This window comes from Streptomyces scabichelini (genome assembly GCF_011045015.1).
GTDB classification, from domain to species: domain Bacteria; phylum Actinomycetota; class Actinomycetes; order Streptomycetales; family Streptomycetaceae; genus Streptomyces; species Streptomyces scabichelini.
Genome location: NZ_JAAKZY010000143.1, coordinates 1 through 26,290 on the forward strand (window position 1 = coordinate 1; position 26,290 = coordinate 26,290).

Annotated in this window: 20 protein-coding genes and 1 tRNA gene; 8 read left to right on the forward strand and 13 right to left on the reverse strand. The window is 67.5% G+C overall.

The window, feature by feature from the left end:
• On the forward strand, positions 1 to 889 hold an 889-nt coding region (locus G5C60_RS34040), incomplete at its 5' end, for a SidA/IucD/PvdA family monooxygenase (protein ID WP_165264997.1).
• A gap of 62 nt (positions 890 to 951) precedes the next feature.
• Here the strand turns inward: G5C60_RS34040 and G5C60_RS34045 are convergent.
• Positions 952 to 2,769 (reverse strand): bifunctional metallophosphatase/5'-nucleotidase, encoded by a 1,818-nt coding sequence (locus tag G5C60_RS34045; protein WP_165264999.1) that lies wholly within the window; start codon positions 2,767 to 2,769, stop codon positions 952 to 954.
• 153 nt (positions 2,770 to 2,922) lie between these two features.
• On the opposite strand from G5C60_RS34045, the gene G5C60_RS34050 reads away from it, so the two are divergent.
• Positions 2,923 to 3,654 (forward strand): SIMPL domain-containing protein, encoded by a 732-nt coding sequence (locus G5C60_RS34050; protein WP_165265001.1) that lies wholly within the window; start codon positions 2,923 to 2,925, stop codon positions 3,652 to 3,654.
• Positions 3,655 to 3,786: 132 nt separating this feature from the next.
• Positions 3,787 to 5,223 (forward strand): pyruvate kinase, encoded by a 1,437-nt coding sequence (gene pyk, locus G5C60_RS34055; protein ID WP_165265003.1) that lies wholly within the window; start codon positions 3,787 to 3,789, stop codon positions 5,221 to 5,223.
• Between the two features lie 19 nt (positions 5,224 to 5,242).
• Here the strand turns inward: pyk and G5C60_RS34060 are convergent, their stop codons facing one another.
• The gene (locus G5C60_RS34060) at positions 5,243 to 6,016 is read right to left on the reverse strand and encodes a helix-turn-helix domain-containing protein (protein ID WP_165265005.1); all 774 of its coding nucleotides are present in this window, start codon (positions 6,014 to 6,016) and stop codon (positions 5,243 to 5,245) included.
• A gap of 106 nt (positions 6,017 to 6,122) precedes the next feature.
• A tRNA-Leu gene (locus G5C60_RS34065) sits at positions 6,123 to 6,197 on the reverse strand.
• A gap of 99 nt (positions 6,198 to 6,296) precedes the next feature.
• On the opposite strand from G5C60_RS34065, the gene G5C60_RS34070 reads away from it, so the two are divergent.
• Positions 6,297 to 6,953: a response regulator gene (locus G5C60_RS34070; RefSeq protein ID WP_165265007.1), complete on the forward strand. Its 657-nt coding sequence runs from the start codon at positions 6,297 to 6,299 to the stop codon at positions 6,951 to 6,953.
• Between the two features lie 107 nt (positions 6,954 to 7,060).
• Here the strand turns inward: G5C60_RS34070 and G5C60_RS34075 are convergent, their stop codons facing one another.
• The 9 genes from G5C60_RS34075 to G5C60_RS34120 all read right to left on the reverse strand — a co-directional run bounded on the left by G5C60_RS34075 (position 7,061) and on the right by G5C60_RS34120 (position 17,582).
• Positions 7,061 to 7,777 carry an ABC transporter ATP-binding protein gene (locus tag G5C60_RS34075; RefSeq protein WP_165265009.1) on the reverse strand — a complete coding sequence of 239 codons (717 nt, stop codon included), beginning with the start codon at positions 7,775 to 7,777 and terminating at the stop codon, positions 7,061 to 7,063.
• Complete coding sequence (locus tag G5C60_RS34080) at positions 7,774 to 8,685, reverse strand: ABC transporter ATP-binding protein (RefSeq protein WP_165265011.1); 912 nt, start codon at positions 8,683 to 8,685, stop codon at positions 7,774 to 7,776. Before G5C60_RS34080 ends, G5C60_RS34075 begins: the two co-directional genes overlap by 4 nt.
• A 5-nt stretch (positions 8,686 to 8,690) precedes the next feature.
• The gene (locus G5C60_RS34085) at positions 8,691 to 10,517 is read right to left on the reverse strand and encodes a branched-chain amino acid ABC transporter permease (protein WP_165265013.1); all 1,827 of its coding nucleotides are present in this window, start codon (positions 10,515 to 10,517) and stop codon (positions 8,691 to 8,693) included.
• A 5-nt stretch (positions 10,518 to 10,522) separates the two neighbouring features.
• Positions 10,523 to 11,455: an ABC transporter permease subunit gene (locus G5C60_RS34090; protein WP_165265015.1), complete on the reverse strand. Its 933-nt coding sequence runs from the start codon at positions 11,453 to 11,455 to the stop codon at positions 10,523 to 10,525.
• Positions 11,456 to 11,588: 133 nt separating this feature from the next.
• The gene (locus G5C60_RS34095; protein WP_165265017.1) at positions 11,589 to 12,821 is read right to left on the reverse strand and encodes an ABC transporter substrate-binding protein; all 1,233 of its coding nucleotides are present in this window, start codon (positions 12,819 to 12,821) and stop codon (positions 11,589 to 11,591) included.
• Between the two features lie 912 nt (positions 12,822 to 13,733).
• Positions 13,734 to 14,162, reverse strand: a complete 429-nt coding sequence (locus G5C60_RS34105; protein WP_165265021.1) for a hypothetical protein — start codon at positions 14,160 to 14,162, stop codon at positions 13,734 to 13,736.
• Between the two features lie 145 nt (positions 14,163 to 14,307).
• Complete coding sequence (locus G5C60_RS34110) at positions 14,308 to 14,796, reverse strand: PaaI family thioesterase (RefSeq protein WP_165265023.1); 489 nt, start codon at positions 14,794 to 14,796, stop codon at positions 14,308 to 14,310.
• Between the two features lie 45 nt (positions 14,797 to 14,841).
• On the reverse strand, positions 14,842 to 17,121 hold the full coding sequence (locus G5C60_RS34115; protein ID WP_165265026.1) for an FdhF/YdeP family oxidoreductase: 2,280 nt from the start codon (positions 17,119 to 17,121) through the stop codon (positions 14,842 to 14,844).
• Between the two features lie 119 nt (positions 17,122 to 17,240).
• Positions 17,241 to 17,582 (reverse strand): CU044_2847 family protein, encoded by a 342-nt coding sequence (locus tag G5C60_RS34120; protein ID WP_165265028.1) that lies wholly within the window; start codon positions 17,580 to 17,582, stop codon positions 17,241 to 17,243.
• Between the two features lie 73 nt (positions 17,583 to 17,655).
• Here G5C60_RS34120 and G5C60_RS34125 point away from each other — a divergent pair, with 73 nt between their 5' ends.
• From G5C60_RS34125 to G5C60_RS34135, 3 genes are all read left to right on the forward strand, one after another.
• Positions 17,656 to 21,066 carry a trypsin-like peptidase domain-containing protein gene (locus G5C60_RS34125; protein ID WP_165265030.1) on the forward strand — a complete coding sequence of 1,137 codons (3,411 nt, stop codon included), beginning with the start codon at positions 17,656 to 17,658 and terminating at the stop codon, positions 21,064 to 21,066.
• Positions 21,067 to 21,112: 46 nt separating this feature from the next.
• Positions 21,113 to 23,839: a DNA polymerase I gene (gene polA / locus G5C60_RS34130; protein WP_165265032.1), complete on the forward strand. Its 2,727-nt coding sequence runs from the start codon at positions 21,113 to 21,115 to the stop codon at positions 23,837 to 23,839.
• Positions 23,840 to 23,938: 99 nt separating this feature from the next.
• Positions 23,939 to 24,121 carry a hypothetical protein gene (locus tag G5C60_RS34135; protein ID WP_165265034.1) on the forward strand — a complete coding sequence of 61 codons (183 nt, stop codon included), beginning with the start codon at positions 23,939 to 23,941 and terminating at the stop codon, positions 24,119 to 24,121.
• A 49-nt stretch (positions 24,122 to 24,170) separates the two neighbouring features.
• On the opposite strand, the gene G5C60_RS34140 is transcribed toward G5C60_RS34135, so the two are convergent.
• Positions 24,171 to 25,025: a DUF4184 family protein gene (locus tag G5C60_RS34140; protein WP_165265036.1), complete on the reverse strand. Its 855-nt coding sequence runs from the start codon at positions 25,023 to 25,025 to the stop codon at positions 24,171 to 24,173.
• A gap of 272 nt (positions 25,026 to 25,297) precedes the next feature.
• Here G5C60_RS34140 and G5C60_RS34145 point away from each other — a divergent pair.
• A partial coding sequence (locus G5C60_RS34145) for a lytic transglycosylase domain-containing protein (RefSeq protein ID WP_165265038.1) occupies positions 25,298 to 26,290 on the forward strand: 993 nt, incomplete at its 3' end.

Genomic DNA, 26,290 nt, shown 5'->3' on the forward strand with positions numbered 1-26,290 from the left:
ACTCCGCCCCCTCGTCGAAGCCCCCGGCGTACCCGTCATCCACGCCGCGGACTACCTCGAACACCGCGAACAGCTCCTCACCGCCGACCACATCACCGTGATCGGCTCAGGACAGTCCGGCGCCGAGATCTACCTCGACCTCCTCCGACACCGCCCCACCGGCCAGGAAAAGATCCACTGGCTCGCCCGCACCGAAGCCTTCGCGCCCATGGAGTACTCAAAACTCGGCCTCGAACACTTCACCCCCGACTACACGCGCTACTTCCACGCCCTCCCCGAACCCGTACGCGACCGCCTCGTCCCCGCCCAATGGCAACTCCACAAAGGCATCGACGCCGACACCATCGCCGCCATCCACGACGAGCTCTACCGCCGCACCCTCCACGGCGGCTGGCCCGACACCGTCCTCACCCCCGGCGTCCACGTCCGCACCGCAGGCCGCATCGCCACCACCCAAATCGAACTCCACCTCGAACACATCCAGCAAGGCACCCGCACCCGCCTCACCACCGACGCCGTCATCCTCGCCACCGGCTACCGCGAACGCCCCCTCGACCAACTACTCGCCGGCCTCGACCCCCACCTGCGCCGCGACAGCGCCGGACGCCCCCGCATCGACGACCAGTACCGCATCGCCCTCGACCCCACCGTCACCGGCTCCCTCTACGTCCAGAACGCCGAACTCCACACCCATGGCGTCGGCGCCCCCGACCTCGGCCTCGCCGCCTGGCGCAGCGCCACCATCCTCAACTCCCTCACCGGCAAAGACCCCTACCCCCTCCCACACCGCACCGCCTTCACCACCTTCGGCCTCCAACAGCAGCAGCCACGAACTCCGGACAACGCACAGCAAAAAACCCGGGCACTCACCCCCCTCGTGGAGGGCTGAGCACCCGGGCTCAAGACAGGGTTTTACGGGAAGACAGACGCCCCCTCGTTACGGGCCCCTCGTTACGCGAAGACCGGCGCACCCTCCCGAGTCAGCCTCCAGTCCACCGACGCGAACTCCTTCGGATCCAGCGTCCCCTTCGCCGTCACCCACTCCGCAATCCGCGTACGGATCTCCGTCGACTCCGACCACACCTCCGTCGCCGCCGCCACGTGCGGAAACGCACCACCACCATTGGCCCGGTAGTTGTTCACCGCGAACACGAACTCCTGCGCGTCATCCAGAGCCACACCGTTGTAAGAGAGGTTCTTGATCCGCGAACCGGCCGCCTGAGCGATATCGATCTCGTACGTCAGCCCCGACACGTAGTCGTAGTTGTAGTCCGGACGGCCACCCGCATTTGTCAGCTTCTCCACATCGACGGCCGCACCCGCCGCCGTCTGCACGAAATACTGCGCCGAATACTCCAGATACGCCCGCACCTGCGCACCCGTCATCAACTTCGCGACCAGCGTGTTGTCGTACACATACAGACTCGACAGATCCCGGATCGTCACATCGCCGGCCGGGATCTCCGAAGTCCGCGAGAACGGCGACGCCTGCGCGATCACCGGCAACGACGCATACTCCGTGCCCGCCAGCGCCGCCCTGACCACGTCCTCCTGAACCTTCGTGATCAAGTCGATGATCGGCGCGTCCTTGTACCGGGCCTCCACCGTCGTCAACGTCTCCGTCGCCGCCCCCACCACCTGGTTCACATACGCGACGACCACATCGTGCTCGTCCTTCAGCAGCTTCGTGATCTCCGGATCATCGGCGACCGAATTCGAATTGAGCACCGAAGCGGCCACCGACTCGACCTCCCACCTCCCCCTCCTGAAGACCAGCTCGAAGTCGAAGAGAGACAGCCGCTCCGCATACGCCAACGGCTCCGACAGAACCACCGTCCTGCCCGACTTCTCGTTCGTGACCTTCAGCTCGGGAATCTCCACATGCGCGTGCCCCACGAGAATCGCGTCGATCCCCGGCACCTGCTGCGCCACCAACCCCGCCGAATTCTCCACATACGGCAACTGATCACCGTACGAAGACGTCCCAGACGAACCACTGTGCGCCGAAACGACCACCACATCCGCACCCATCGACCGCAGCCTCGGCACCCACTTCGCCGCCTGCTCCACAAGCCCCGGGAACGTCAACTTCCCCTGCACATAAGCCTTGTCCCAGATCGCGATCCCCGGATTCGTCAGCCCCAGCACAGCCACCTTCACCGGCGGCAGACCCCGCACACGGAACTCCTTGATGAAGTACGGCGGAAAAGCCGGCCGCAACGTCTTCGCATCCAGCGCGTTCGCACCCAGCAAGGGGAAGTCGCACTGCTCCTCGAACTTCCGCAACGTCTCGATGCCGTAATTGAACTCATGATTGCCGAGCGCCACCGCGTCATACCCGATCGCGTTCATCGCCTGAGCCATCGGATGCACCGGCCCGCCCTCGGCCGTGATCGGATCGACCTTCGCGTAGTAGTACGTCAGCGGAGTGCCCTGGATTGTGTCCCCCGCATCCAGGAGAAGGGTGTTGCCACGGCCCTTCTCCTCACGGACCTGGTTCACCAGCGTCGAGATACGGGCCAGGCCCTGAGCGTTGCCCGCCGTGTCGGCGTACTCCGCGTCCTTGAAGTAGTCCCAGTTGAAAACATGCCCGTGCAGATCCGTCGTGCCCATGACGGTGAGCGCGTACCGCTTCACGGGCTTCCCACCCTTCTTCGACTCCACAACCTCCGCAGCCTGAGCCGTCGGAGCCACGACCGTACCGGTGAACGCCACCCCCGCTCCGGTCACGGCGGACTTCTTCAGAAACTTCCGGCGATTGAGCGGCATGTGTCCGTTACTCCTCGGGAAAAGGTCAACAACGCGCGTAGATAACGCGCGTAGATTCTGACCCGGTCATGACCAGCAGCAACAGACCCGACAGGTTTCGATCTGATGACCGGCAGACCCCAGAACCGGGCCACCGATGACAGAGTGGGACGTATGACCCCAGCCGCGAACCTCGCTGCAGAGGAACCCCAACCCGCAACCCCCTACGGCACACCGGAAGCCCCCCGCATCGCCGTCCGCGGCGAAGCCCACCTCGAAGTCGACCCCGAAATCGCCCGCATCGGCGTCACCGTCATGGCACGCGGCACCGACCGACGCTCCGCCCTCGACGACCTCACCCGCCGCAACGCCACCGCCCTCGACCTCGTCAAGACATACGGCGAAACCGTGGAACGCCTCGAAACCGGCGCCTTCTCCATCAGCCCCGAACTCACCAAACACGGCCGCGGCGAACGCATCCGCGCCTACCACGGCCGCGTCCACACCACCGCCGAACTCACCGACTTCACCGCACTCGGCGAACTCACCACGCGCCTCGCAGACCTCGACCTCACCCGCGTCGACGGCCCCTTCTGGGCCCTCCGACCCGACTCACCCGCCCACCGCCAAGCCCGCCAACAAGCAGTACACGAAGCCGTCCAACGCGCCCGCGAATACGCCGAAGCACTCGGCACCACACTCGCGGCACTGGTCGAACTCGCCGACATCGGCGCCGAAAACAGCCACCCCTTCGAAAGAACAGCCTCAAGCCGCGCCATGCGCAGCGCCGGTTACGCCGGAGCCACCGAAGACTCCACCGCCGCACCCCTCGACCTCGAACCCCAACGCCAACACGTCTACGCCCACATCAACGCCCGCTTCACGATGGCACCACCCGAGCTGTAGCGAGCGACCGGAATGCTCATCGGAGCACCCCGGCGCACAATTCAACACTTGTCAATAGCCCTTCATACAAAGGTCGTTGAGTAGTCATGCACGACCAATTCCCTACCCATCGGTAAGCTCTAGGCTCGAACCATGCGCCGAGCAAAGATCGTCTGCACACTGGGCCCCGCCACGGACTCGTACGACCAGATCAAGGCACTGGTCGAAGCCGGAATGGACGTAGCCCGCTTCAACCTCAGCCACGGCACCTACGCCGACCACGAGGAGCGCTACCAGCGCGTGCGAAAGGCCTCCGACGAGACCGGCCGCAGCGTCGGAATCCTCGCCGACCTTCAAGGCCCGAAGATCCGACTCGGCCGCTTCACCGAAGGCCCCGTACTCCTTGAACGCGGAGACACCTTCACCATCACCGTCGAAAGCGGCATCCAAGGCGACCGCCAGACCTGCGGCACAACATACGAAGGCCTCGCGGAAGACGTGACGGCCGGCGAACGCATCCTCGTCGACGACGGCAAAGTCTGCCTCGAAGTCACCGCCGTCGACGGCCCCCGCGTCCACACCACCGTCGTCGAAGGCGGCATGGTCTCCGACAACAAGGGATTGAACCTCCCCGGCGTCGCCGTCTCCGTCCCCGCCCTCTCCGAAAAGGACGAAGCGGACCTCCGCTGGGCTCTCAACACCGGCTTCGACGTCATCGCCCTGTCGTTCGTCCGCAGCGGACGCGACATCCAGGACGTCCACCGCATCATGGACGAAGAGGGACGCCGCCTCCCCGTCATCGCCAAGGTCGAGAAGCCCCAAGCCGTCGACAACATCGACGACATCGTCGCCGCCTTCGACGGCATCATGGTCGCCCGAGGCGACCTGGGCGTGGAGATGCCCCTCGAACAAGTCCCGATCGTCCAGAAACGCGCGATCAAGCTCGCGAAACGCAACGCCAAACCGGTCATCGTCGCCACGCAGATGCTCGACTCGATGATCGACAACTCCCGCCCCACGCGCGCGGAGGCGTCGGACGTCGCCAACGCGGTCATCGACGGCACGGACGCGGTGATGCTGTCCGGCGAGACGAGCGTCGGCAAGTATCCGATTGAGACGGTTCGCACGATGTCCCGCATCGTGGAGGCTGCCGAGGAAGACATCCTCGCGAAAGGCCTGCCCCCGCTGACGGAACGCAACAAGCCCCGCACCCAGGGCGGCGCCGTCGCCCGCGCGGCCGCGGAAATGGGCGACTTCCTGGGCGCGAAGTTCCTCGTCGCCTTCACACAGAGCGGCGACACGGTCCGGCGTCTTTCGCGGTACAGGTCGCCGATCCCCCTGCTCGCCTTCACCCCCGACCCGGCCACCCGCTCCCAACTGAACCTCACCTGGGGCGTCGAAACCTTCCTCGGCCCCCACGTCGACTCCACCGACGCGATGGTCGACCAGGTCGACGAACAGCTCCTCAAGATCGGCCGCTGCCAGAAGGGCGACATCGTGGTGATCACGGCGGGGTCGCCACCGGGGGTTTCGGGCTCGACGAACCTGGTCCGTGTCCACCACATCGGCGAGGATGACGCGCCCAAGTAGGGGTGGGTGTGGGGCGGGGTCAGTGCTTGGGGCCTACGTGGGTGTCCATTAGGGCTACGGAGGCTTTGCGGGCGATGGAGATGGTCACGGCCGCGCGGCTGTGACGGAGTGGCTTCCACTCGACTCCGACGAGATCGAGGGTGTCCGTGAAGAGCTGGATGATGTCTGTCGACGTGTTGGTGAAGAAATACCGGGGGTATTCGTAGCGCTTGCGTTCGCCTTTGACGAGGCGAGTCGTCCAGTTGGTGATGCGGCAGCCGTCAGAGTGGATGAGTCCCCGGATGAAGTCCCACGGGTGGGCGTCGACGATCTCCTGTTGCCAGGGTTCGAGGGCGATGGTGCGTTCGTGCTTCTTGCCGGGGCCGTGCTGAGGGAAGAAGCAGGGCCAGTGCTTGCTGGTGGCGGTGACTGCTACGCAGCCTTCTCTCTGCACGCGAAACACGCTGTTGTCCGGGCGTACGGAACGAAGCGCAGCTTCGCAGGCATCGATAAGGCCGGGCCAGGCGTTGTCGCACACGATGCGGATGAAGTAGACGCCTCGACGGTGAGCGTTGATGCAGCCGTCGCCGAGATAGAGGCCGAGTAGATATGCGTACGTCGCCGGATCCTCGGGTGGCGCGGGCACGCCCTGGCACCGGGGGCACGGTTTGCCGGCGCGCTTGAGCGGCTCGATACGGGTTTGCCAGGAGCGGATCGCCGCCCGGGAGACGCCAGTCTCCTTGCTGACGGAGTTCAGGCTGCGCCCCTGGCCGACCAGCGCGAGTGCTCGCTTGCGTGTGCTCATGTCGTACATGTGCACACTCTGTGTGACTGATCGTCTCGACACGCAGCAAAAAGCGGACATTCACGAGAACGTGAACGTCCGCTTCCGGAAGGTGACCTTCGAATCTAAGGAAAAGTGCCCCGGGTCGGACTCGAACCGACACTGTATGGGTTTTGAATCCATTGCCTGCTGCCAATTGGGCTACCGGGGCCCAGCGAATCGAAGGTTAACGGCGACCCGCTGCCCGTCCACCATATCGCAGCTGGGTACCCTCTTGGAAAGCAGTACCTGCCCTGAACGAGGAGCCCCCGTGACCGCCCCCGAGTCGCCCCAGCCCGCAGACGCGCCCGACGACGACAAGTCGCACGTGCCTCCGCTGACGACCCGTGTCGTCATCGCCGAGGACGAGGCGTTGATCCGTCTCGATCTCAAGGAGATGCTCGAAGAAGAGGGGTACACGGTCGTAGGTGAGGCCGGTGACGGTGAGGAGGCTGTTGAGCTTGCTCGGGAGCACCGTCCGGATCTGGTGATCCTTGACGTGAAGATGCCGAAGCTCGACGGAATCTCCGCGGCCGAGAAGATCGCCGAGGAGTCCATTGCTCCCGTGCTCATGCTGACCGCCTTCTCGCAGCGCGACCTCGTCGAACGAGCTCGGGACGCCGGTGCCATGGCGTACCTGGTGAAGCCGTTCAGCAAGAGTGATGTGGTTCCGGCGATCGAGATGGCCGTCTCCCGCTTCACGGAGTTGAAGCAGCTGGAGAAGGAGATCGTCGATCTCACCCAGCGTCTTGAGACGCGGAAGCTCGTGGACCGTGCGAAGTCGGTTCTGCAGACGGAGTATGGGCTGACGGAGCCGGCCGCGTTCCGGTGGATTCAGAAGACGTCCATGGACCGTCGGATGTCCATGCAGCAGGTCGCTGAGGCCGTCATCCAGGACGCGGAGGAGAAGAAGGCCGCGAAGGACTGAGGCTGAGGCTCGCGCCTTCACGTACACGCGTACATACGACGAGGCCCGCACCCCTTCCACAAGGGGTGCGGGCCTCGTCGTATGCGTACGAAGGGCGGAGCCTGGGCCTAGTCCTCGCCGAGGTATGCCTTGCGTACCGACTCGTCGTGCAGGAGGTCCTGCCCGGAGCCGGAGAGCACGATGTTGCCGACTTCCATGACGTGTCCGTGGTCGGCAAGCGAGAGTGCCGCTTGGGCGTTCTGTTCGACCAGGAGGATGGTGGTGCCCTGGGATTTGAGTTCGGCGATGGTGGCCATGATCTTCTGCATCATGATCGGCGAGAGGCCCATGGAGGGTTCGTCGAGCATGAGGAGCTTTGGCCGTGACATGAGGGCGCGGCCCATGGCGAGCATCTGCTGTTCGCCGCCGGACAGTGTGCCTGCGGCTTGCTTACGACGTTCTCCGAGGATGGGGAAGAGGTCGTAGGCGCGCTTGATGTCCTGTTCGATGCCTGCTTTGTCGTCGCGGAGGAAGGCGCCGAGTCGCAGGTTGTCCTCGATGGTCATGCGGGGGAAGATGTGTCGCCCCTCGGGGGAGTGGGCGAGTCCCAGCGAGACGATCTGGTGGGCCGGGGTCTTCTTCAGCGACTTGCCGCCGAATTTGATCTGGCCGCTCAGTGGCTTCAGCAGCCCCGACAGGGTGCGCAGTGTTGTGGTTTTGCCGGCGCCGTTGGTGCCGATGAGGGTGACGACTTCGCCGGCTTCGACCTTGAAGGAGATGCCTTTGACGGCTTCGATTTTGCCGTAGGCGACTCGGAGGTCGTCGACTTCGAGGAGGGCGGTCATCGGTCGTTCTCCTTGCGGGGCACGGCGTCCGTCGGGGTGGCGGCGTTGGCCTCGGCGGCTTCCACTTCCGCTACTTCTTTGGCGCCGGGGGCGTCTTCGAAGGGTTCTCCGAGGTAGGCGGCGATGACGCGTTCGTCGCCTTGGACGGTTTCGCTGGTGCCTTCGACGAGTTTTTCGCCCTGTACGAGGACTGCGACGCGGTCGCAGAGGTTGAAAATGAAGCGCATGTCGTGCTCGATGACGAGTACGGCGATGCCCATGTCCCGGATGGCGAAGACGAGTTCTTCGGTCGCCCGGGTCTCCTGCGGGTTCATGCCGGCTGTCGGCTCGTCGAGGAGCAGGAGGCCGGGTTCGCTTGCCAGTGCCCGCGCGATTTCCAGCTTGCGCTGTTCGCCGTAGGGGAGGTTGCGGGCGAGGTGTTCGGCCTTCTTGTCGAGGCCGATGAACTTGAGTAGTTCCATGGCCCGGTCGCGGGAGGCGGCTTCGGCTTTGTGGAAGCCGGGGCCGCGGAGCAGCGCGGACCACAGCCCTTCCTTTGTACGGGTGTGGCGGCCGACCAGGACGTTCTCGAGGACCGTCATGTTGGCGAAGAGCCGGATGTTCTGGAATGTACGGGCGATTCCGGCGGCGGTGACCTTGAAGGATTTGGCCGGCAGGACGGTGCCCTTGTAGCGGACCTCTCCCTCGGTGGGGATGTACAGCCCGGTGAGGCAGTTGAAGAAGGTTGTCTTGCCGGCGCCGTTGGGGCCGATGAGTCCGACGATTTCGCCGCTGTTGACGGTGAGGTCGACGTTGCGTACGGCGGTGAGGCCGCCGAAGCGCATGGTGACGCCGCGTGCGTCGAGGACGGTTTGGCCGGGTGTGGGTGCGGCCGGTGCGGTGTCCTTGATGGTGGTGTCGGTTGTCATGGTGGTCAGGCCCCTGCCTTGCTGAGGACTGTGGGCGCTTCCGTTTCTTCGTGGAATTCGAGTTGGCGGCGCCGGTTCGGGATGAGGCCTTCCGGGCGGAAGCGCATCAGCAGGACGAGCGCGAGGCCGAAGGCGAAGAGCTGGTAGTCGCCGAGGAATTGGAGCTTGGCGGGGATCAGGTAGAGGAGTGCGGCGCCGACTAGGGGTCCGCTGATGGTGCCCATGCCGCCGAGGACGACTGCGGCGAGGAGGAATGCCGAGTTCGGTGGTACGACGTGGGCGAATTGGTATTGCTCGGGTGTCACCGTGTAGGTGACGTGGGCCTGGACGGTGCCGGCGAGGCCGGCGAGTGCGGCGCCGAGGGCGAAGGCGATGAGTTTGACCCGGAAGCCGTTGATGCCCATGGCGAGTGCGGCGGTTTCGTCTTCGCGGATGGCGATCCAGGCGCGGCCGATGCGGGAGTCGCCGCTGCGTCGGAAGACGATGACGACGATGAGGGTGATGAGGAGCATCAGCAGGAAGTAGTTGGCGAAGCGGGCGATGGTGAACCCGGCGATGTTGTGTTCTTCGCCGAAGTCGAAGCCGAAGATGTTGAGGTTCGGGATCGACGAGATGCCGTTGGAGCCGTTGGTGATGTCCGGGCCCGAGGTGCCGTCGGCGTTGAGGACGGCGATGCGGAAGATCTCACCGAAGCCGAGGGTGACGATGGCGAGGTAGTCGCCGCGCAGACGCAGGGTGGGGGCGCCGATGAGGACGCCGAAGACCATGGCGACTGCTGCGCCGAGGAGGGCGGAGGCCCAGAACGGCAGGTGGATGTCGAAGGGCGAGGAGGGTGAGCCGGAGACCATGGCCCCGGTGTAGGCGCCGACGCCGAGGAAGGCGACGTATCCGAGGTCGAGGAGTCCGGCCATGCCGACGACGATGTTCAGGCCGAGGGCGACGGTCGCGAAGATCAGGATGTAGACACCGATGGTCGCGTACTGGTCGTCGGACTGGGTGAAGGGGAAGGCCGCGGCGGCGACGAATGCGCCGATCATCGTCACGTTGCGGTGCTTGGACGTGATCGCGGAGATCCTGGCGACGAGTCCTGCTTTGGTGACGGCGGCGAAGCCGAAGCCGACGGTGATGAGGAAGCCGACGAAGAGTTCGTCGTATTCGGTGCCGATGCCGTAGGTGAAGACGGTCAGGCCGAGGGCGAGCGCCGCGACGATGATGAGGATTTCGGCGTACGCGGGGAGCTTGCGGGCGGGGGTTACGTCGCTGGAGGCGAAGGCCGCTTTGAAGACCGTCAGCTTGTTGCGGGTGTTGTGGCGGAACTGCTCCCAGTCGGTGTCATCGGGGTCGGCCGGTTCGGTTACGGGCCGTTCGAAGGGCAGGGAGAGGGCGCCGAGGAGGGTCGCGAGGGTGACGATGGCGACGACCCAGCCGCCGGGTTCGAGGTTGGCGAGGCCGCCGAGGTTGACGCTGATCGCGATGATCGTGAACCAGGCGGTTGCGAAGGCGGCGAGTGCGGCCAGCTTGATGGCGCTGTCGGCTGAGCCGGGGGTGAGCCAGCGCAGGCCCTTCACCCCGTAGGAGGCGAGGCCGAAGAGCGTGGTGAGGGCGCCGGCGATGAGGACGAGGACCTGTAGGCCGCCGGGGTAGCCGTAGACGGTGAGGTCGCCGGGGAATTGGGCGGTCCAGGTCCAGGCGAGGAAGGTGGAGATGACGGTGAGGATGCCGCCGCCGGTGGCGAGGGCGCGGCCGAGGTTTTCAGGGATGCCGATGAGGCCGCTGGGCTTGCCGTCGGCCGGGGTGCTCGGCGTCTGGGGGGCAGTGGTCTGTGTGGTCATCGGTGTCACGCCCTGTCTGCCACGCGCTCACCCATCAGGCCTTGTGGCCTGAAGAGGAGGACGAGGATGAGGAGTACGAAGGCCCAGACGTTGGCCCAGGACTGGCCGCCGAGCTGCGACATGCCGGGGACGTCGGCGATGTAGGCGGTGGCCATGGTTTCGGCGAGGCCGAGTACCACTCCGCCGATCATGGCTCCGTAGATGTTGCCGATGCCGCCGAGGACGGCGGCGGTGAATGCCTTGAGGCCGAGGATGAAGCCCATGCGGAAGTCGATCTGGCCGTATTTGAGGCCGTAGGCGACGCCTCCGACGGCGGCGAACGCGGCGCCGAGGGCGAACGCGACGACGATGATGCGGTCGGTGTTGATGCCCATGAGCTTGGCGGTGTCGGGGTCTTGGGCGGTTGCCTGCATGCCGCGTCCGGTGCGGGTTTTCATGACGAAGTAGGCGAGGATCGCCATGCTGATGGGGGCGGCGAGCAGGAGGAAGACGTCGCCGGTCTGGATGGTGACGCTGCCGATGTCGAAGGGGCCGCCGTCGATCTGGGGGAACTTGATCGCGGAGCGGGCGTCGGGGTACCAGGCCCACACTGCTTGCTGGAGGGCGAGTGAGAGGCCGATGGCGGTGATGAGGGGGGCGAGGCGTGGTGCGCCTCGCAGGGGGCGGTAGGCGAACCTTTCCGCGCCGACGGCGACTGTGACGGCGACGAGGATGGCGCCGGCGAGCATGAGCGGCAGGGCGATCCACATGGTTGTGCCGTCGGGCAGGATGTACAGGGAGACCGTGAGAGCGCCGAAGGCTCCGGTCATGAAGATCTCGCCGTGGGCGAAGTTGATGAGCTGGACGATGCCGTAGACCATCGTGTAGCCGATGGCAACCAGCCCGTACATGGATCCCAGTAGCAGGCCGTTGACCAGCTGCTGCGGCAGTTCGTTCACCGCATGTCCTCCGAGACTTTCGGATTTGTCGAGGGAAGTGACCGGTTTGTCGAGGGTTGTGACCGGATGCGAGTCCGCGCGGGGCGCCAGTGGTGCGGCGCCCCGCGCGGCTCGTGAGTGGTGCGGGTGTGGATCAGCCTTCGTACGTGCCGGACTTCACGGGGCTCCAGTCGGCGCCCTCGACCGAGTAGACGGTGAGCTGCTTGTTGGTGGCGTCACCGTATTCGTCGAAGGCGACCTTGCCGGTCACACCGTCGAAGGTCACGCCCTGCATGGCTTCCATGACCTTCTCGCGGGCGTCGTCGGGGAGTTCGCCGTCGTTGTCCTCGACGACCTTCTTCACGGCCTGGATTATCGCCCAGGCGGAGTCGTAGGAGTAGCCGCCGTACGCCTCGTAGGCCTCCTTGTATCCGGCGGCCTTGTAGTTGGCGACGAACTCCTTGGCGGAGGGGAGTTCCTCGACGGGTGCGCCGACGGAGGTGGCGAGGTCGCCGGTGCCGCTGGCGCCGGCCAGCTTGATGAAGTCGGCGCTGTAGATGCCGTCGCCGCCGACGAGGGGGATCTTGGCGCCTGCGGCCTTGATCTGCTTGCTGAGGGGGCCGGCCTGCGGGTACTCGCCGCCGTAGTAGACGACGTCGGCGCCGGAGTTCTTCACCTTGGTGGCGACCGCGGAGAAGTCCTTGGTGTCGGGGTCGATGTGCTCGGTGCCGACGATCTTGCCGCCGAGCTTCTTGTACTCGTCGGTGAAGGTGGCGGCGAGGCCGGCGCCGTAGGTCTTCTTGTCGTCGATGACGAAGGCCTTGGTCTTCTTGGCGTCGTTGTAGACGTACTGCGCGGCGAACGGGCCCTGGATGGCGTCGGTGGTCGCGGTGCGGAAGTACGACTTGTACGGGCGGGCCTTCTTGCCGCCGTTCCAGTCCTGGCCCTGGGTCAGGGCCGGGTTGGTGTTGGCGGGGGAGACCTGGACGAGCTTGGCGTCGTCGAAGACCTTCTGCATGGATTCCGCGACGGAGGAGTTCAGCGGGCCGACGGCGCCGAGGACGTCCTTGTTGGCCACGAACTTGGTGGCGTTCTGCTGGCCCGAGGAGGGCTGCGCCTGGTCGTCGAGGGATTCGACCTTGAAGGTTACGCCGTCGACGACCTTGTCCTTGTTGGCCTGCTTGGCGGCGAGGTCAACGGAGTTCTTGATGCCGAGGCCGAGCGCGGACAGGTCGCCGGTCAGTGGGGCGTCGACACCGATGACCACGGTGGTGCCACCGCCGCCGGAGTCCGAGCCGCCGTCCTCGTCGCGCGAGCCGCAGGCGGTGAGTGTGAGTGCTCCCGCCGCCAGCGCGGCGGTGATGGCGATGAGCGAACGTTGACGCACGATCAGTCCTTTCCCTGGCACCGGCCCTTCCCCGTAGAAGCGGCCGAGTCGAGCGCTGGACCGAAGTTGGTTCGAATCCGATGGCGCGGTGACTGGGCGTGACTCTAAGCGTGTGTGGGGAACATGGAGGAGGGTCTGGCCAATGCTGTGACGCTCTTGTTATGACACGAGGTAATGCAGAGCGGTACTCAGTGGGCGGAAGGGTGGAATTACAGCCGATTCGCCCGGTCCGCATAGTGAGAACATGCAGGACTCGCCGGGTGTTGTCAGGAGTGTTCTACTGTTTTGGTGATGACGCGGAGTTGTTGCGGCAGGCGACTTGAACGGCTTCCGAAAGGTCGTGTGCATAGCGCTCACCAAGGATGAAACTGTGCACTTGTATTGCGCGTGTATTACGCAGAGTTACGTCCAGGAAAGGTAGTCCGGCGTTCCTTGGCACTTCCGCGCATTCAGTCACATGCATGGTGATGTTGATCTTGTGAGGAAAGCCGGTCCGCGTCCGGAAAGGGAGGCGGGGCACCGAGGTCAGCGAAAGGCCGGAGTAGGGCTGGGTTATCCGCATGACGGTGATCGGTGGGCCGGACCGAACGGTCAACTCCACGCCCAGGCTGAAGCTTTGGAGCGGAGCATCCCCAGGTGTGGTCTCTTTGTCCAGGTATGTCATGCCGACCACTTGGGAGGGGTACGGCGGCGGGTCCGGCGGGGCTTCCTGAGGCCGGGTCGCATAGAGGTAGCCGCCGCCCGCGAGAAGGATGACGGCCGCGGTGACCGGCAGGACGGTACGGCGGTGACGGGCGTACAGCTGCGCGAGGCGCCCGCGCGGCGGCTCGGACAGGGGAGGGGTGCCCGGGCCCGGTTCCAGGGTGTCCCGCGCGCGTGTGCCTTCGCCCGGCTCGACGGGACCGACGCCGCTCACTGCCACGGACCCCCGCTCGGAGATCCGTCGCGGTACAAGTCCTCGCAGCCCTTGCGTGCTCCACGGTCGATCAGCCGGTCCGCCGCCGGCGCACCCTTGCGCTTCTTCTCGGCCCGGGCGGCGTCCACGACCTTCATCAGGATCTCGTACTGCCCGTTGGACAGGCCCATCGACTGGTAGTCCCCGTAGGTGCCGTCGTCCAGCACCTCTCGCGACCAGTACGTGACGATCCGCGTGCACAGGTTCTCGGGAGGCGTGGCCGACGGCGACGGCGAGCTCGAGCCGGTCCGCGCGGCGTCCCGCGTGCCCGTGCCGTCCTTCGAGCCGGACTCTGCGCACCCGGCGAGCAGGCCGCCGGTCAACAGCACCAGTCCGAGCCCGAATCCGAGCGCTGCCCCCGGCCAGGGGGCTTCTCCCGTTTTCATGCTTTGACGCTAAGCCGCCGGGTGCCGGGGAGCAACGACGCTGTGGACAACCTCGGGGCTGTGGACAACGCCGGTACCTGCCACGGTGGTTCGGGGCCGGCAGACCCGGTCCTCGAAGGGATGCGGGTTGTCGAAGGGGTGCGGGTCAGCTCGCGGCACGTATGCGTTCTCCGTCGCTCGGGTTCACATCGCGCAGCAGACAGGTGAGCCGCGCGGTGCAGACCCGCTTGCCGTCCTCGTCGCTGATCACGATCTCGTACGTCGCCGTGGTGCGGCCCCGGTGGAGGGGGGTGGCGACGCCGGTGACGAGGCCGGAGCGTGCTCCCCGGTGGTGCGTGCAGTTGAGGTCGACGCCGACGGCGATCTTGGAGGTGCCGGCGTGGAGCATGGAACCGACGGAGCCGAGGGTTTCGGCGAGGACCGCGGAGGCGCCGCCGTGGAGGAGTCCGTACGGCTGGGTGTTGCCCTCGACCGGCATCGTGCCCACGACGCGCTCCGCGGAGGCCTCGGTGATCTGAACGCCCATGCGCGTGCCCAGGTGCCCGGCGGAGAACATGGCGACGACGTCGACGCCGAGGGCCGTGTACTCGTCGATGACCTCTTGCGGGAACTTCACGTGCTGGTGCTCACCCATGGGGTCCGGCTCCTTCGTCGTCGATCACACTCGCTAAGCGAACGCTCAGTTGGCTGCCGATTGTTCCAGACGTACGACGACGGACTTGCTGGCGGGTGTGTTACTGGTGTCGGCGGTGGCGTCCAGGGGGACCAGGACGTTGGTCTCGGGGTAGTACGCGGCCGCGCAGCCCCGGGCCGTCGGATAGTGCACGACGCGGAAGCCGGGTGCGCGGCGCTCCACACCGTCCTTCCACTCGCTGACGAGGTCGGTGTACGAGCCGTCGGCGAGACCCAGTTCGCGGGCGTCCTCGGGGTTCACGAGCACCACCCGGCGGCCGTTCTTGATGCCCCGGTAGCGGTCGTCAAGGCCGTAGATCGTGGTGTTGTACTGGTCGTGCGAGCGCAGCGTCTGCAGCAGGAGACGGCCCTCGGGGAGCTTCGGGTACTCCACGGGCGCGGCTGTGAAGTTGGCCTTGCCGGTGGCCGTGGGGAAGCGGCGCTCGTCGCGCGGGGCATGGGGGAGGGCGAAGCCGCCGGGCTCGGCGACGCGCGCGTTGAAGTCCTCGAAACCGGGGACCACGCGCGCGATGCGGTCGCGGATCGTCGCGTAGTCCTTCTCGAACTCCTCCCAGGGGGTCTTGCTGTCGGTGCCGAGGACGCGGCGCGCGAGGCGGCACACGATGGCCGGTTCGGACAGCAGGTGCTCACCGGCGGGCTCCAGGCGGCCGCGTGAGGCGTGCACCATGCCCATGGAGTCCTCGACGGTCACGACCTGCTCGCCACTGCCCTGCAGATCACGCTCGGTGCGGCCGAGCGTGGGCAGGATCAGGGCACGCGCGCCCGTGACGGCGTGCGAGCGGTTGAGCTTCGTGGAGACGTGCACCGTGAGCCGGGCGCGGCGCATGGCCGCCTCGGTGACCTCGGTGTCGGGGGAGGCCGACACGAAGTTGCCACCCATCGCGAAGAAGACCTTCGCCTTGTCGTCACGCATGGCACGGATGGCCCGTACGACGTCGTAGCCGTGCTCGCGCGGCGGCGCGAAGCCGAACTCCTTCTCCAGGGCGTCCAGGAAGGCCGGCGCGGGCCGCTCGAAGATGCCCATCGTGCGGTCGCCCTGCACGTTCGAGTGGCCGCGCACCGGGCACACACCCGCGCCCGGGCGGCCGATGTTGCCACGCAGCAGAAGGAAGTTGACGATCTCGCGAATGGTCGGCACGGCGTGCTTGTGCTGAGTCAGGCCCATCGCCCAGCAGACGATGGTGCGCTTGGAAGCGAGGACCATGCGCAAGGCTTCTTCGACCTTTGCCCGCTCCAGGCCGGTCGCGGTGAGCGTGTCGTCCCAGTCGGCGGCGCGGGCGGCGGCCGCGAACTCCTCGTAGCCATGGGTGTGTTCGCGTACGAACTCCTCGTCGACCGCGCCTTCCGTCTCGAGGACCAGCTTGTTCAGAAGGCGGAAGAGGGCCTGGTCGCCGCCGATGCGGATCTGCAGGAACAGATCGGTGAGGGCGGCGCCCTTGAGCATGCCCTGGGGGGTCTGCGGGTTCTTGAAGCGCTCCATGCCCGCTTCGGGCAGCGGGTTCACGGTGATGATCCGCGCGCCGTTCGCCTTCGCCTTCTCCAGGGCGGAGAGCATCCTCGGATGGTTCGTGCCCGGGTTCTGTCCGGCGACGATGATCAGGTCCGACTTGTAGAGGTCTTCGAGGAGGACGCTGCCCTTGCCGACGCCGATCGTCTCGCTGAGCGCGGAGCCCGACGACTCGTGGCACATGTTGGAGCAGTCCGGCAGATTGTTCGTGCCGAACTCGCGGGCGAACAGCTGGTACAGGAACGCTGCTTCGTTACTGGTGCGCCCAGAGGTGTAGAAGAGGGCCTCGTCGGGGGAGCCGAGGGCGGTGAGCTCCTCGGCGATGATGTCGAAGGCGCGCTCCCAGGACACCGGCTCGTAGTGGTCGGCGCCCTCCGCCAGAAACACGGGGTGCGTGAGGCGGCCCTGCTGGCCCAGCCAGTAGCCGCTGCGGGTCGCGAGGTCCTCCACCGAGTGCGCGGCGAAGAAGTCGGGCGTGACCCGGCGCAGCGTCGCCTCCTCCGCGACCGCCTTCGCTCCGTTCTCACAGAACTCCGCCTTGTGCCGGTGCTCCGGCTCGGGCCAGGCGCAGCCGGGGCAGTCGAAACCGTCCTTCTGGTTGACGCGCAGGAGGGTCAGCGCGGTGCGCTTGACGCCCATCTGCTGCTGCGCCATGCGTAGGCTGTGTCCGATCGCCGGGACCCCCGCCGCCGCGTGCTTCGGCTCGGCGACCTGGGGCGCGTCCTGAACGGGATCTGCCTTGGGCGGTTTCGTTGCCATGGTCGCTCACCTTTCCCGCCGCGCCCGCGCTGCCCGGCCGGCGCGGTCCTTGAACGTACTGTTCGCCATGTGCGGAGTCGTTTGCTCCGATCCTCGCATGTGTGACCGACAGCCGTGGATCAGCGGGAGCCTTCCGATGGCGCATCCTTGTCCCACTCCATGACCACTCGGAAGGCGCTCTTCGCGGTGCCTTTGCCGAGGACCGCGACCAGGCCGCCCGCGTCGAAGCCGATCTCGCACTCGAACTCCACGGTGAAGCGGGTGGGCGCGGACTGCTTGAGCGCGGCGCCGATGCGCTCGGTGAAACCGCCGACCGCGGCGGTGACCTGCTCGATGCTGGGCAGGCGCCCGGCGATCTCCTGCTCGTCGTCGCCCCCGTCGCCGGTCGGCGTGGTCCTCTCGGCCCTGACCAGCAGTCGGCTGCCGTCCGGCAGATATACCGGAATCATCTCATCCGTCATGATTTTCCCCCAACTTCCACTGTGGATACGGATGTTAGGTGCAGATAAGAGTGCTGAGGGTCACAATCGGCGTGTGACACGGTCTGCACTGGTCGACGCGTTGCCCGACGCCGTTCTCGCGCTCACCGGAGCGGACGGCGCGGAGGGTACCGGTTTCTTCGTGGCGCCCGGTCTGGTGCTCACCTGCGCCCATGTGATCGGTTCCGCCGATGCGCAGGTCGCCGCGTGCTGGCGCGGCCAGGACCTCACCCTGGGGGTGGTGGCGGAGTGGTTCCTGCCGCCGGGGCCGGCCGGCTCGGGCCCGGACCTGGCATTGCTGCGCGCCCCCGAAGGCCTCGACCATCCGGTGGTGTGTCTGGCCGAAGCGATGGAACCAGGGGACGAGTTGTGGGCGTACGGGCATCCGCAGGGGCGCTACCGGACAGGCGACTCGGTCTCGTTCACGGCCCAGGGCCCGTCCCGTCGTATACGTGCCGGCGGGGGTTCGCTGGCCCTGCACCATGCGACCCACGGGCGGGCCACCCCGGGTTTCAGCGGCGCCCCGGTCATCAACTGGCGTACGGGCTCGGTGTGCGGGGTACTGCGGTTCGCGCACTCGCTGGAGCGCGGAGTACCGGGCGCGCGGCTCGTCCCGGTGGCCGAGTTGCTCGCCGCGTACCCCTTCCTGGACCTGCCCGAGAAGGTCACCCGGCCCCGTCGCGACTGGCTGGGGCTCCTTGACGACGGCCAGCTGCGCGCGGGTGGATGGCGGTTCGCGGGGCCGGCGCTGCGGGCGTATCTGCGGGCCGTGCGGGATGCGGCGGACGAGCACCCCTACGCGATCCGGGTCCCTGGCGAGGCGACGCCGCCGCTCGCCGACGTCTACGTCAGCCAGCACGTCTCACCGCACGGGCCGGCCGGACCTCATGCCGAACTGGGCGATGTGCCCTGGCTGCCGGCGGAGTCCCTGCTGGAGGGCCACCCGAGCGTCGTACTCGTCGGCGGTCCCGGCGCGGGCAAGTCCAGCCTGGGACGGCGGCTGACCGCGAAATTCGCCGACGCCTGGCTGGCCGGGGCGGAGCCCGACGCGGTGCCGGTGCGGGTACAGGCCGCCGCTCTCACGGACGGCGGACCCCTCTCCGAGCTGCTGCGCACCGCTGTGGAACGGGACCCTGCCGTACGTCTCAAAGCGCCGCTGTCCGACGACTTCTTCACGATGCCGCCGATGCCGGGTGTGACGTGGCTGGTGCTGGTCGACGGAGTGGACGAGGTGCTCGACTCCGATGAGCGGCAGCGCGTGCTGCGCACCGTCGCGTCGCTGTGGCCGGACCCGGACTTCCGATTCCTCGTGACCACGCGTCCGCTTCCGCACGACGAACTCAAGCCGTTGCTGCACCGGGACGCCCCGGTCTTCCGCATGCAGCCCTTCGGCCTCAACGTACTGCACGACTTCGCGAGCCAGTGGCTGCGCACTCTTCGGCGTCCGGATCCGGACGTCCTCGCCGAGCGCTTCGTACAGGCGACGGAGCGGAGCCACGTGCTGCATCTGGCCGGGATCCCGCTGCTCGCGACCATGCTCGTGGTGATCTTCGCGGAGAATCCACTCAGCCCCCTGCCCCGGGGACGGATCGAACTGTACGAGCAGTTCACCGACCGGCTCCTGGAGAAGATGCACCGGCGTCCCACGCTGGCCCTGGAAGGGCTCAGAGCTCGAGTCGACGGCTATCCGGATGGCCCAGAAGCCGTGAACGAGCTGGTCAAGCGGGTACGGGCGCTGCTGGAGGCGGTGGCGTCGCACTGGCAGTCCGGCGGCCGTGAGGCATCGGCGGTGGACCTGGCCGTCCGGGAGAGCGCCGCGCTGCGGCCCGGGCATCTGCCCGAGAACGAGTGGCGGGGGGTGCTGCGAGAACTTCTGCAGCGTACGGGGCTGATGTTCGGGGAGGGTGACGACCTGGTCTTTCTGCACCAGACCGTGCAGGAGTTCCTGGCGGCACGAGTGACGGCGCGCACCACCGACCCCGCGACGGACAGTGGCCGATCGCTCCTGTTTCCCGGCGTGGACGAAGGCTGGGAGGTCGGCGACTTCCCTGAGGAGAACGCCTACCTGGAATTCGTCTTCGGGCTGTGGTCGAAGCTGGGAAAGGACTCCGGAGAGCTGGTCCTGAGTCTGTTCGAGCTTCCCGAGTGGCGTCGGGGTGGCATGAGCCGCAAGGAACAGAAAGAGTCCCCGCCGGGCAAGGGGACCGGCTTGGCGGCACGTCTGTTGCACGACAGGGGGACGATGCCCGCCCGGGTGGTGCCCCCGGTTGTCGCCAGGCTCCGCGTCGCCGCGCTGGAACACGGTTGCGCCTGGGCCGCCGGCGCCATCGCCTATGTGGATCGCTCCGCTGGTATCGCGCTGCTGGAGGGCATGGTGGTGGCTCCCCGTCTCGCGGTGCACCAGCGGCTGGCCGCGTCCTGGGAACTGGCCGCCTGGGACAAGGACCGGGCGGTCGCGCTCCTGAAGGACGTCGTTGCACGGGGGATGCCCTTCAAGGGGAGGGATACGTACTGGCGTGAGGTGCGCGGCAACTCCACCTACACCACCTCGCTGAGCGTCGGTCCTCAAGTCGTCGTCAGCGCCCGCATCGAGGCGGCCCGGACGCTGGGGTTGCTGGACCATGAGCTGGGAGAAGAGTCCCTCACCGTCCTGGCGTCGGACGATTCCCTGTCACTCGGTGACCGCCTCAGGGCGGCCGAGGCCTTCGCGGAACTGACGCCAGGACTCCGGACCCTCCCGTTCCCGCCCCTCGTCGCGGGAAGAGACCCCGCCGATGTCCGGAGCCCGGAAACCGTCCTGGAGGCCGCGAAGGCCGACAGGAAACGAAATCCCGCCAAGCTGCTGACCGAGTGGGCCCGTGACGAGACGCGGTTCGGCGGCGAGCGGGTGGCCGCCGCACGGGCTCTGGTGCTGCACGACGCCAAACCGGGCAAGGCGGTACTGGAAGAACTGATCCACGCACACGGACTGCACTGGGACTCCGACGTGACGCTGGCCGCCGAACACCTGCTGGCTCTGCACCGCGGGCGCGCCGAGCGGGCCCTTGCCAAGCGGATCACCGAGTCGACATTCGCTGTGGGCTCGGTGGTCGTCGACATGCTGGCGGCACTGGACCGAAAGGCGGCTGCGAAAGCACTCAGGCAGAGGATCGACCGCAACCACTCGTTCACGACGGTCGACGACGCGTTCATGTTGGCTCGGATCGATCGCGCAGCCGGGGAGAAAGCACTTGTCGCCCTGCTTCGTAATGACTTCTTCTCCACGAATCGATGGGATGCCGCCCGTGCCCTGGCCCGCATCAACCCTGAACGCGCCGTCAGGGAACTCAAGTCGGTGATCGGGGACAAGAGTGACCGGCGGATCAACGACTGGGAGCAGCTGACCGCACAGGGAGTCCTGCGGGAGATCGAGGCCGCGCGGCACATGCCGCGTGCGATCGAGACGGCCCGCGCTCCGGCCGACTGACCCGCGGTGGGGCTGACTGTCAGTGGCTCGTGGCAGGATCGGGGTCGTGGCAGAAACAGCATCGAAGAAGACCGAGAAGACCTCCGGCGGCGGACGCCCGCGACTGATGCTCATGGACGGGCACTCGCTGGCGTACCGAGCGTTCTTCGCGCTGCCCGCGGAGAACTTCACGACGGCGACGGGACAGCCGACGAACGCGATCTACGGCTTCGCGTCGATGCTGGCCAACACCTTGCGCGACGAGGAGCCCACGCACTTCGCGGTGGCGTTCGACGTCTCCCGCAAGACCTGGCGCTCCGAGGAGTTCACGGAGTACAAGGCGAACCGTTCCAAGACCCCGGACGAGTTCAAGGGCCAGGTCGAGCTGATCTGCGAGCTGCTCGACGCCATGCACGCCGAGCGGTTCGCGATCGACGGCTTCGAGGCGGACGACGTCATCGCCACCCTCGCCACCCAGGCCGAGGCCGAGGGCTTCGAGGTGCTGATCGTCACCGGCGACCGCGACTCCTTCCAGCTGGTCAGCGAGCACACGACCGTGCTGTATCCGACGAAGGGCGTCTCCGAGCTGACCCGGTTCACACCGGAGAAGGTCCTCGAGAAGTACGGGCTGACACCGGCCCAGTACCCGGACTTCGCGGCCCTGCGCGGCGACCCCTCCGACAACCTGCCGGGCATCCCGGGCGTCGGCGAGAAGACCGCCGCGAAGTGGATCAACCAGTTCGGGTCGTTCGCGGAGCTGGTCGAGCGCGTCGAGGAGGTCAAGGGCAAAGCGGGACAGAACCTCCGCGACCACCTGGAAGCCGTCAAGCTGAACCGCCGGCTGACCGAGCTGGAGCGGCACATGGAGCTGCCCAGGACGGTCGTCGACCTGGAGCGCGCCGCGTACGACCGCAAGGCCGTCGCGATGGTCCTCGACACCCTGGAGATCCGTAACCCCTCGCTGCGCGAGCGGCTGCTGGCCGTCGACCCCGGAGCCGACGAGACCGACTCCGGGCCGGAGATCGCCGAGGGCGTGGCGCTGGACGGTGCGGTGCTCGGCGCGGGGGAGCTGAAGCCATGGCTCGCCGAGCACGGCAAGGCGGTCCTCGGCGTCGCCACGGTCGACACCTGGTCGCTCGGCACGGGCGCGGTGGCCGAGGTCGCGCTCGCCGCGGCAGCAGGAGCGGCCGCGTGGTTCGACCCGTCGCAGCTCGACGAGGCCGACGAGAACGCGTTCGCGCAGTGGCTCGCCGACCCGAACAAGCCCAAGGTGCTGCACAACGCCAAGGGCGCCATGCGGGTCTTCGCCGAGCACGGCTGGAGCATCGAAGGCGTCTCCATGGACACCGCGCTCGCCGCCTACCTGGTCAAGCCCGGCCGCCGCTCCTTCGACCTCGACGCACTGTCCCTGGAGTACCTCCACCGGGAGCTGGCGCCCGCCGCCGCGGCCGACGGGCAGCTCGCCTTCGGCGCCGACGAGGGCGCCGAGGCCGAGGCGCTGATGGTGCAGGCCCGCGCCGTCCTCGACCTGGGCGAAGCCTTCGGGGACCGGCTGAAGGAGGTCGGCGCGGCCGATCTGCTGGGCGACATGGAACTGCCGACCTCGGCGCTGCTCGCCCGCATGGAGCGGCACGGCATCGCCGCGGACCGGGCGCACCTCGAAGCCATGGAGCAGATGTTCGCGGGCGCCGTGCAGCAGGCCATAAAGGAAGCGCACGCGGCGGCCGGACACGAGTTCAACCTGGGCTCGCCCAAGCAGCTCCAGGAAGTCCTCTTCGGCGAACTGAGCCTGCCCAAGACGAAGAAGACGAAGACGGGCTACACGACGGATGCGGACGCCCTCGCCTGGCTGGCCACCCAGACCGACAACGAACTGCCGGTCATCATGCTCCGCCACCGCGAGCAGGCCAAGCTGCGCGTGACCGTCGAAGGCCTGATCAAGTCGATCGCCGCGGACGGCCGCATCCACACCACCTTCAACCAGACGGTCGCCGCCACCGGCCGCCTGTCCTCCACGGACCCGAACCTCCAGAACATCCCGGTCCGCACGGACGAGGGCCGAGCGATCCGCCGCGGCTTCGTGGTCGGCGAAGGCTTCGAGTCCCTCATGACCGCGGACTACAGCCAGATCGAGCTGCGCGTGATGGCCCACCTGTCCGAGGACGCGGGCCTCATCGAGGCGTTCACCTCGGGCGAGGACCTGCACACGACGGCGGCCTCGCAGGTGTTCGCGGTCGAGCCCGCCGCGGTGGACGCGGAGATGCGGCGCAAGATCAAGGCGATGTCCTACGGCCTGGCGTACGGTCTGTCGGCCTTCGGCCTCTCTCAGCAGCTGAACATCGACGCGGGCGAGGCACGTGCCCTGATGGACGCCTACTTCGAGCGGTTCGGCGGCGTCCGGGACTATCTGCGCCGGGCCGTCGACGAGGCGCGGGCGACGGGCTACACGGCGACGCTCTTCGGGCGCCGCCGCTACCTCCCGGACCTCAACAGCGACAACCGTCAGCGCCGCGAGGCGGCCGAGCGCATGGCCCTCAACGCGCCCATCCAGGGCACGGCCGCCGACATCGTCAAGATCGCCATGCTGAACGTCGACCGGGCGCTGACCGAAGCGAACCTCAAGTCCCGCATGCTCCTCCAGGTCCACGACGAAATCGTCCTCGAAATCGCCCCCGGCGAACGGGAACCGACCGAGGAGCTCGTCCGCCGCGAAATGGCCAACGCGGTGCACCTGCGAGCTCCGCTCGACGTGTCTGTCGGCTCGGGCCACGACTGGGAGTCGGCAGCGCACTAGCCTCCGGCGGGCTGAGCAGACCAGGCAGCCCCGCGCCCCGTCAGGGGCGCGGGGCTGTGCCCGATGTGCGGCTCCGCCGCAATGGGGGTGCCCCTGTTCATGGGGAGAAGCCGAGAACTTGCGGGAGCGACCAGCCACGACGGACCCGCAGTTGCCGCACAGGTCGTACCGCACTTCCCGCGGAGCGCGACGCCCCTGCCACTGCCCCATGTCCTTGACCTCGCCGCCCGCCTGCACGCGGTGCTGCGGCGGGCGGAGGAGCTTCAGCGAGATCCGCAGTGACCAGCGAGGACCGTGGCATCGGCCAGGAGGCCACCCCGGAGAGGCGAGATCAGCGAGAAGCCGGACGGCTTGGCTCCGTACGATCCGCTGCCGGGCCGGGACGAACGGGTGCCGGACGCCACACCCTGACCCCGACGCCGTACACGAGCAGACCGACGGCCAGCCCGGCCCCCGCCCCGAAGCACACGGTGGGAATCAGTTCCCAGGGCTCGGCGCGCGATCCCCAGTACTCCCACCACCGAGCCGCCCGCTGCACCGCGGCCACCACCGCGCAGCCACCGATCACCAGCCCGGCCAGCCACCGGTCCCGTACGGACAGAACCGGCACCCCCACCGGCTCCGCGGCCGGCAGTCGCCGCAGAGCGACCACTACGAAGACCACGATCACCACAGCCAGAACGGCCGAACCCCCGTACTGCAGGTACCAGTACAGCGGCGAGCCCGCGATCTCCCGGCCCAGCACGGGGAAGACCCGCATCCCCCACCGGTCGAGATGCGTGAACGCGTCCAACAAGACATGCGTCAGCGCCCCGAGCACCGCGGACACGTACCACCACAGCGCGAGCACCGGCCGGAACGGCGCACGTGGCGCACCACAGCGCAGAAGAGATCCCGTACGCCCCCGCCAACTCGGCGGCAGCAGCGCCACCAGCGGTTCGCGCAGTACCAGCCAGACGCCCACGAGCGCCCATGCGATGAGGACGTCGATCGTGAAAACCCCGGTGAAGGAGTGCGTGAACTCGCCGAATTCCATGGCCTCCGGCAGCGCACTCGCCGCGTAATAGGTCATGTCGGGCGCGAACGAACCGGCCACGAGCACCGCCGGGACCAGCGGACCACGACCGCTTCCGTCAACGCGTACGGCGGGCAGAACAGCCGCGGCATGGCTGAGAGTGAACGGCAACTGGGCTCCCCGCTGACGACGTTGACCGAACCTGACGGTCCTTGAACGCTTCCTTGATCGATGACGCCCAGTATGCGGGACGGGCACTGCATGGTCCGGGCGCACGCGGGCAGGAGAAACGGATCTGGCCAACCGGTGAATTTCGGGCACGAACAGGTGTATGCGCGGCGGAAGTTGTCGTAGGGTCACGTGGGTCGCCGCGCTGGGGAGCGCGGGCGACTACAGGGCAGCGCGCGAAGCGCGGGCAGTCGTCGACGGGAGGGGTTCACGCAATGGCGGCGCAATTCGGCAGGAGGCTGGCCAAAGGGGCGGTGACCACCGCTGTGGCCGCGGCCGCGGTCGCGGCCCTCTCCGCGTCCCAGGCCCCGGGCGTGACCGATACCTCACAGGGTCGGCAGAACACCGGTTCGCAGCCCTCGTCCGACGCCAACCCCGAAGAGAGCGCGACCGGCAACTCGCCGTACTACACGGACCTGCCGCCGCTCAACAGCCCGACCCCGAGCCCGACGCCCGGCACAGAGAGTCCCATCGCCACGGGCGACACCGAGGCCGGCATACCCGCGACCGTCCTCGACGCCTACAAGAAGGCCGAGGCGGCGCTGCGCGAGTCCAAGCCCGGCTGCAACCTGCCCTGGGAACTCCTCGCCGCCATCGGCAAGGTGGAGTCCGGCCAGGCCCGGGGCGGCCGCGTCGACGCCGACGGCACGACGCTCACGCCGATCCTCGGCCCCGTCCTCAACGGCAACGGCTTCGCCAACATCTCCGACACCGACGGCGGTTCGTACGACGGGGACAGCAGGTACGACCGGGCTGTCGGTCCCATGCAGTTCATCCCCTCCACCTGGGCATGGGCGGGCCGGGACGGCAACGGCGACGGCACGAAGAACCCCAACAACATCTACGACGCGGCCCTCGCCGCCGGCCACTACCTCTGCCGTCTGGACCGCGACCTGTCCGTCCAGAAGGACCTGAACCGCGCGATCCTCAGCTACAACAACTCGACGCACTACCTGAACACGGTTCTTTCGTGGCTCGAGTACTACCGCAAGGGCACCCACGAGGTGCCGGACGGCACGGGCACGCTGCCCTCCGGCCGCAGCGACGACAACAACGGAACGCGCCCCAACCCGTCGCCTTCCCCTCCCGCCACGTCGAGGCCGCCGAGCTCCACCCCCACGCCTCCGGGCGACTCCACGAGCCCCACGCCGCCCGGCGACGGATCCAGCAGTCCCACGCCTCCCGGGCCCGGCAGCCCGCCCCCGTCG

Excerpts from the sequence above, each read along its gene's own strand:
- G5C60_RS34045 (WP_165264999.1), bottom strand. The coding sequence starts at position 2,769 with ATGCCGCTCAATCGCCGGAAGTTTCTGAAGAAGTCCGCCGTGACCGGA.
- G5C60_RS34050 (WP_165265001.1), top strand. The coding sequence starts at position 2,923 with ATGACCCCAGCCGCGAACCTCGCTGCAGAGGAACCCCAACCCGCAACC.
- pyk (WP_165265003.1), top strand. The coding sequence starts at position 3,787 with ATGCGCCGAGCAAAGATCGTCTGCACACTGGGCCCCGCCACGGACTCG.
- G5C60_RS34060 (WP_165265005.1), bottom strand. The coding sequence starts at position 6,016 with ATGTACGACATGAGCACACGCAAGCGAGCACTCGCGCTGGTCGGCCAG.
- G5C60_RS34075 (WP_165265009.1), bottom strand. The coding sequence starts at position 7,777 with ATGACCGCCCTCCTCGAAGTCGACGACCTCCGAGTCGCCTACGGCAAA.
- G5C60_RS34080 (WP_165265011.1), bottom strand. The coding sequence starts at position 8,685 with ATGACAACCGACACCACCATCAAGGACACCGCACCGGCCGCACCCACA.
- G5C60_RS34085 (WP_165265013.1), bottom strand. The coding sequence starts at position 10,517 with ATGACCACACAGACCACTGCCCCCCAGACGCCGAGCACCCCGGCCGAC.
- G5C60_RS34105 (WP_165265021.1), bottom strand. The coding sequence starts at position 14,162 with ATGAAAACGGGAGAAGCCCCCTGGCCGGGGGCAGCGCTCGGATTCGGG.
- G5C60_RS34110 (WP_165265023.1), bottom strand. The coding sequence starts at position 14,796 with ATGGGTGAGCACCAGCACGTGAAGTTCCCGCAAGAGGTCATCGACGAG.
- G5C60_RS34115 (WP_165265026.1), bottom strand. The coding sequence starts at position 17,121 with ATGGCAACGAAACCGCCCAAGGCAGATCCCGTTCAGGACGCGCCCCAG.
- G5C60_RS34120 (WP_165265028.1), bottom strand. The coding sequence starts at position 17,582 with ATGACGGATGAGATGATTCCGGTATATCTGCCGGACGGCAGCCGACTG.
- G5C60_RS34135 (WP_165265034.1), top strand. The coding sequence starts at position 23,939 with ATGGGGAGAAGCCGAGAACTTGCGGGAGCGACCAGCCACGACGGACCC.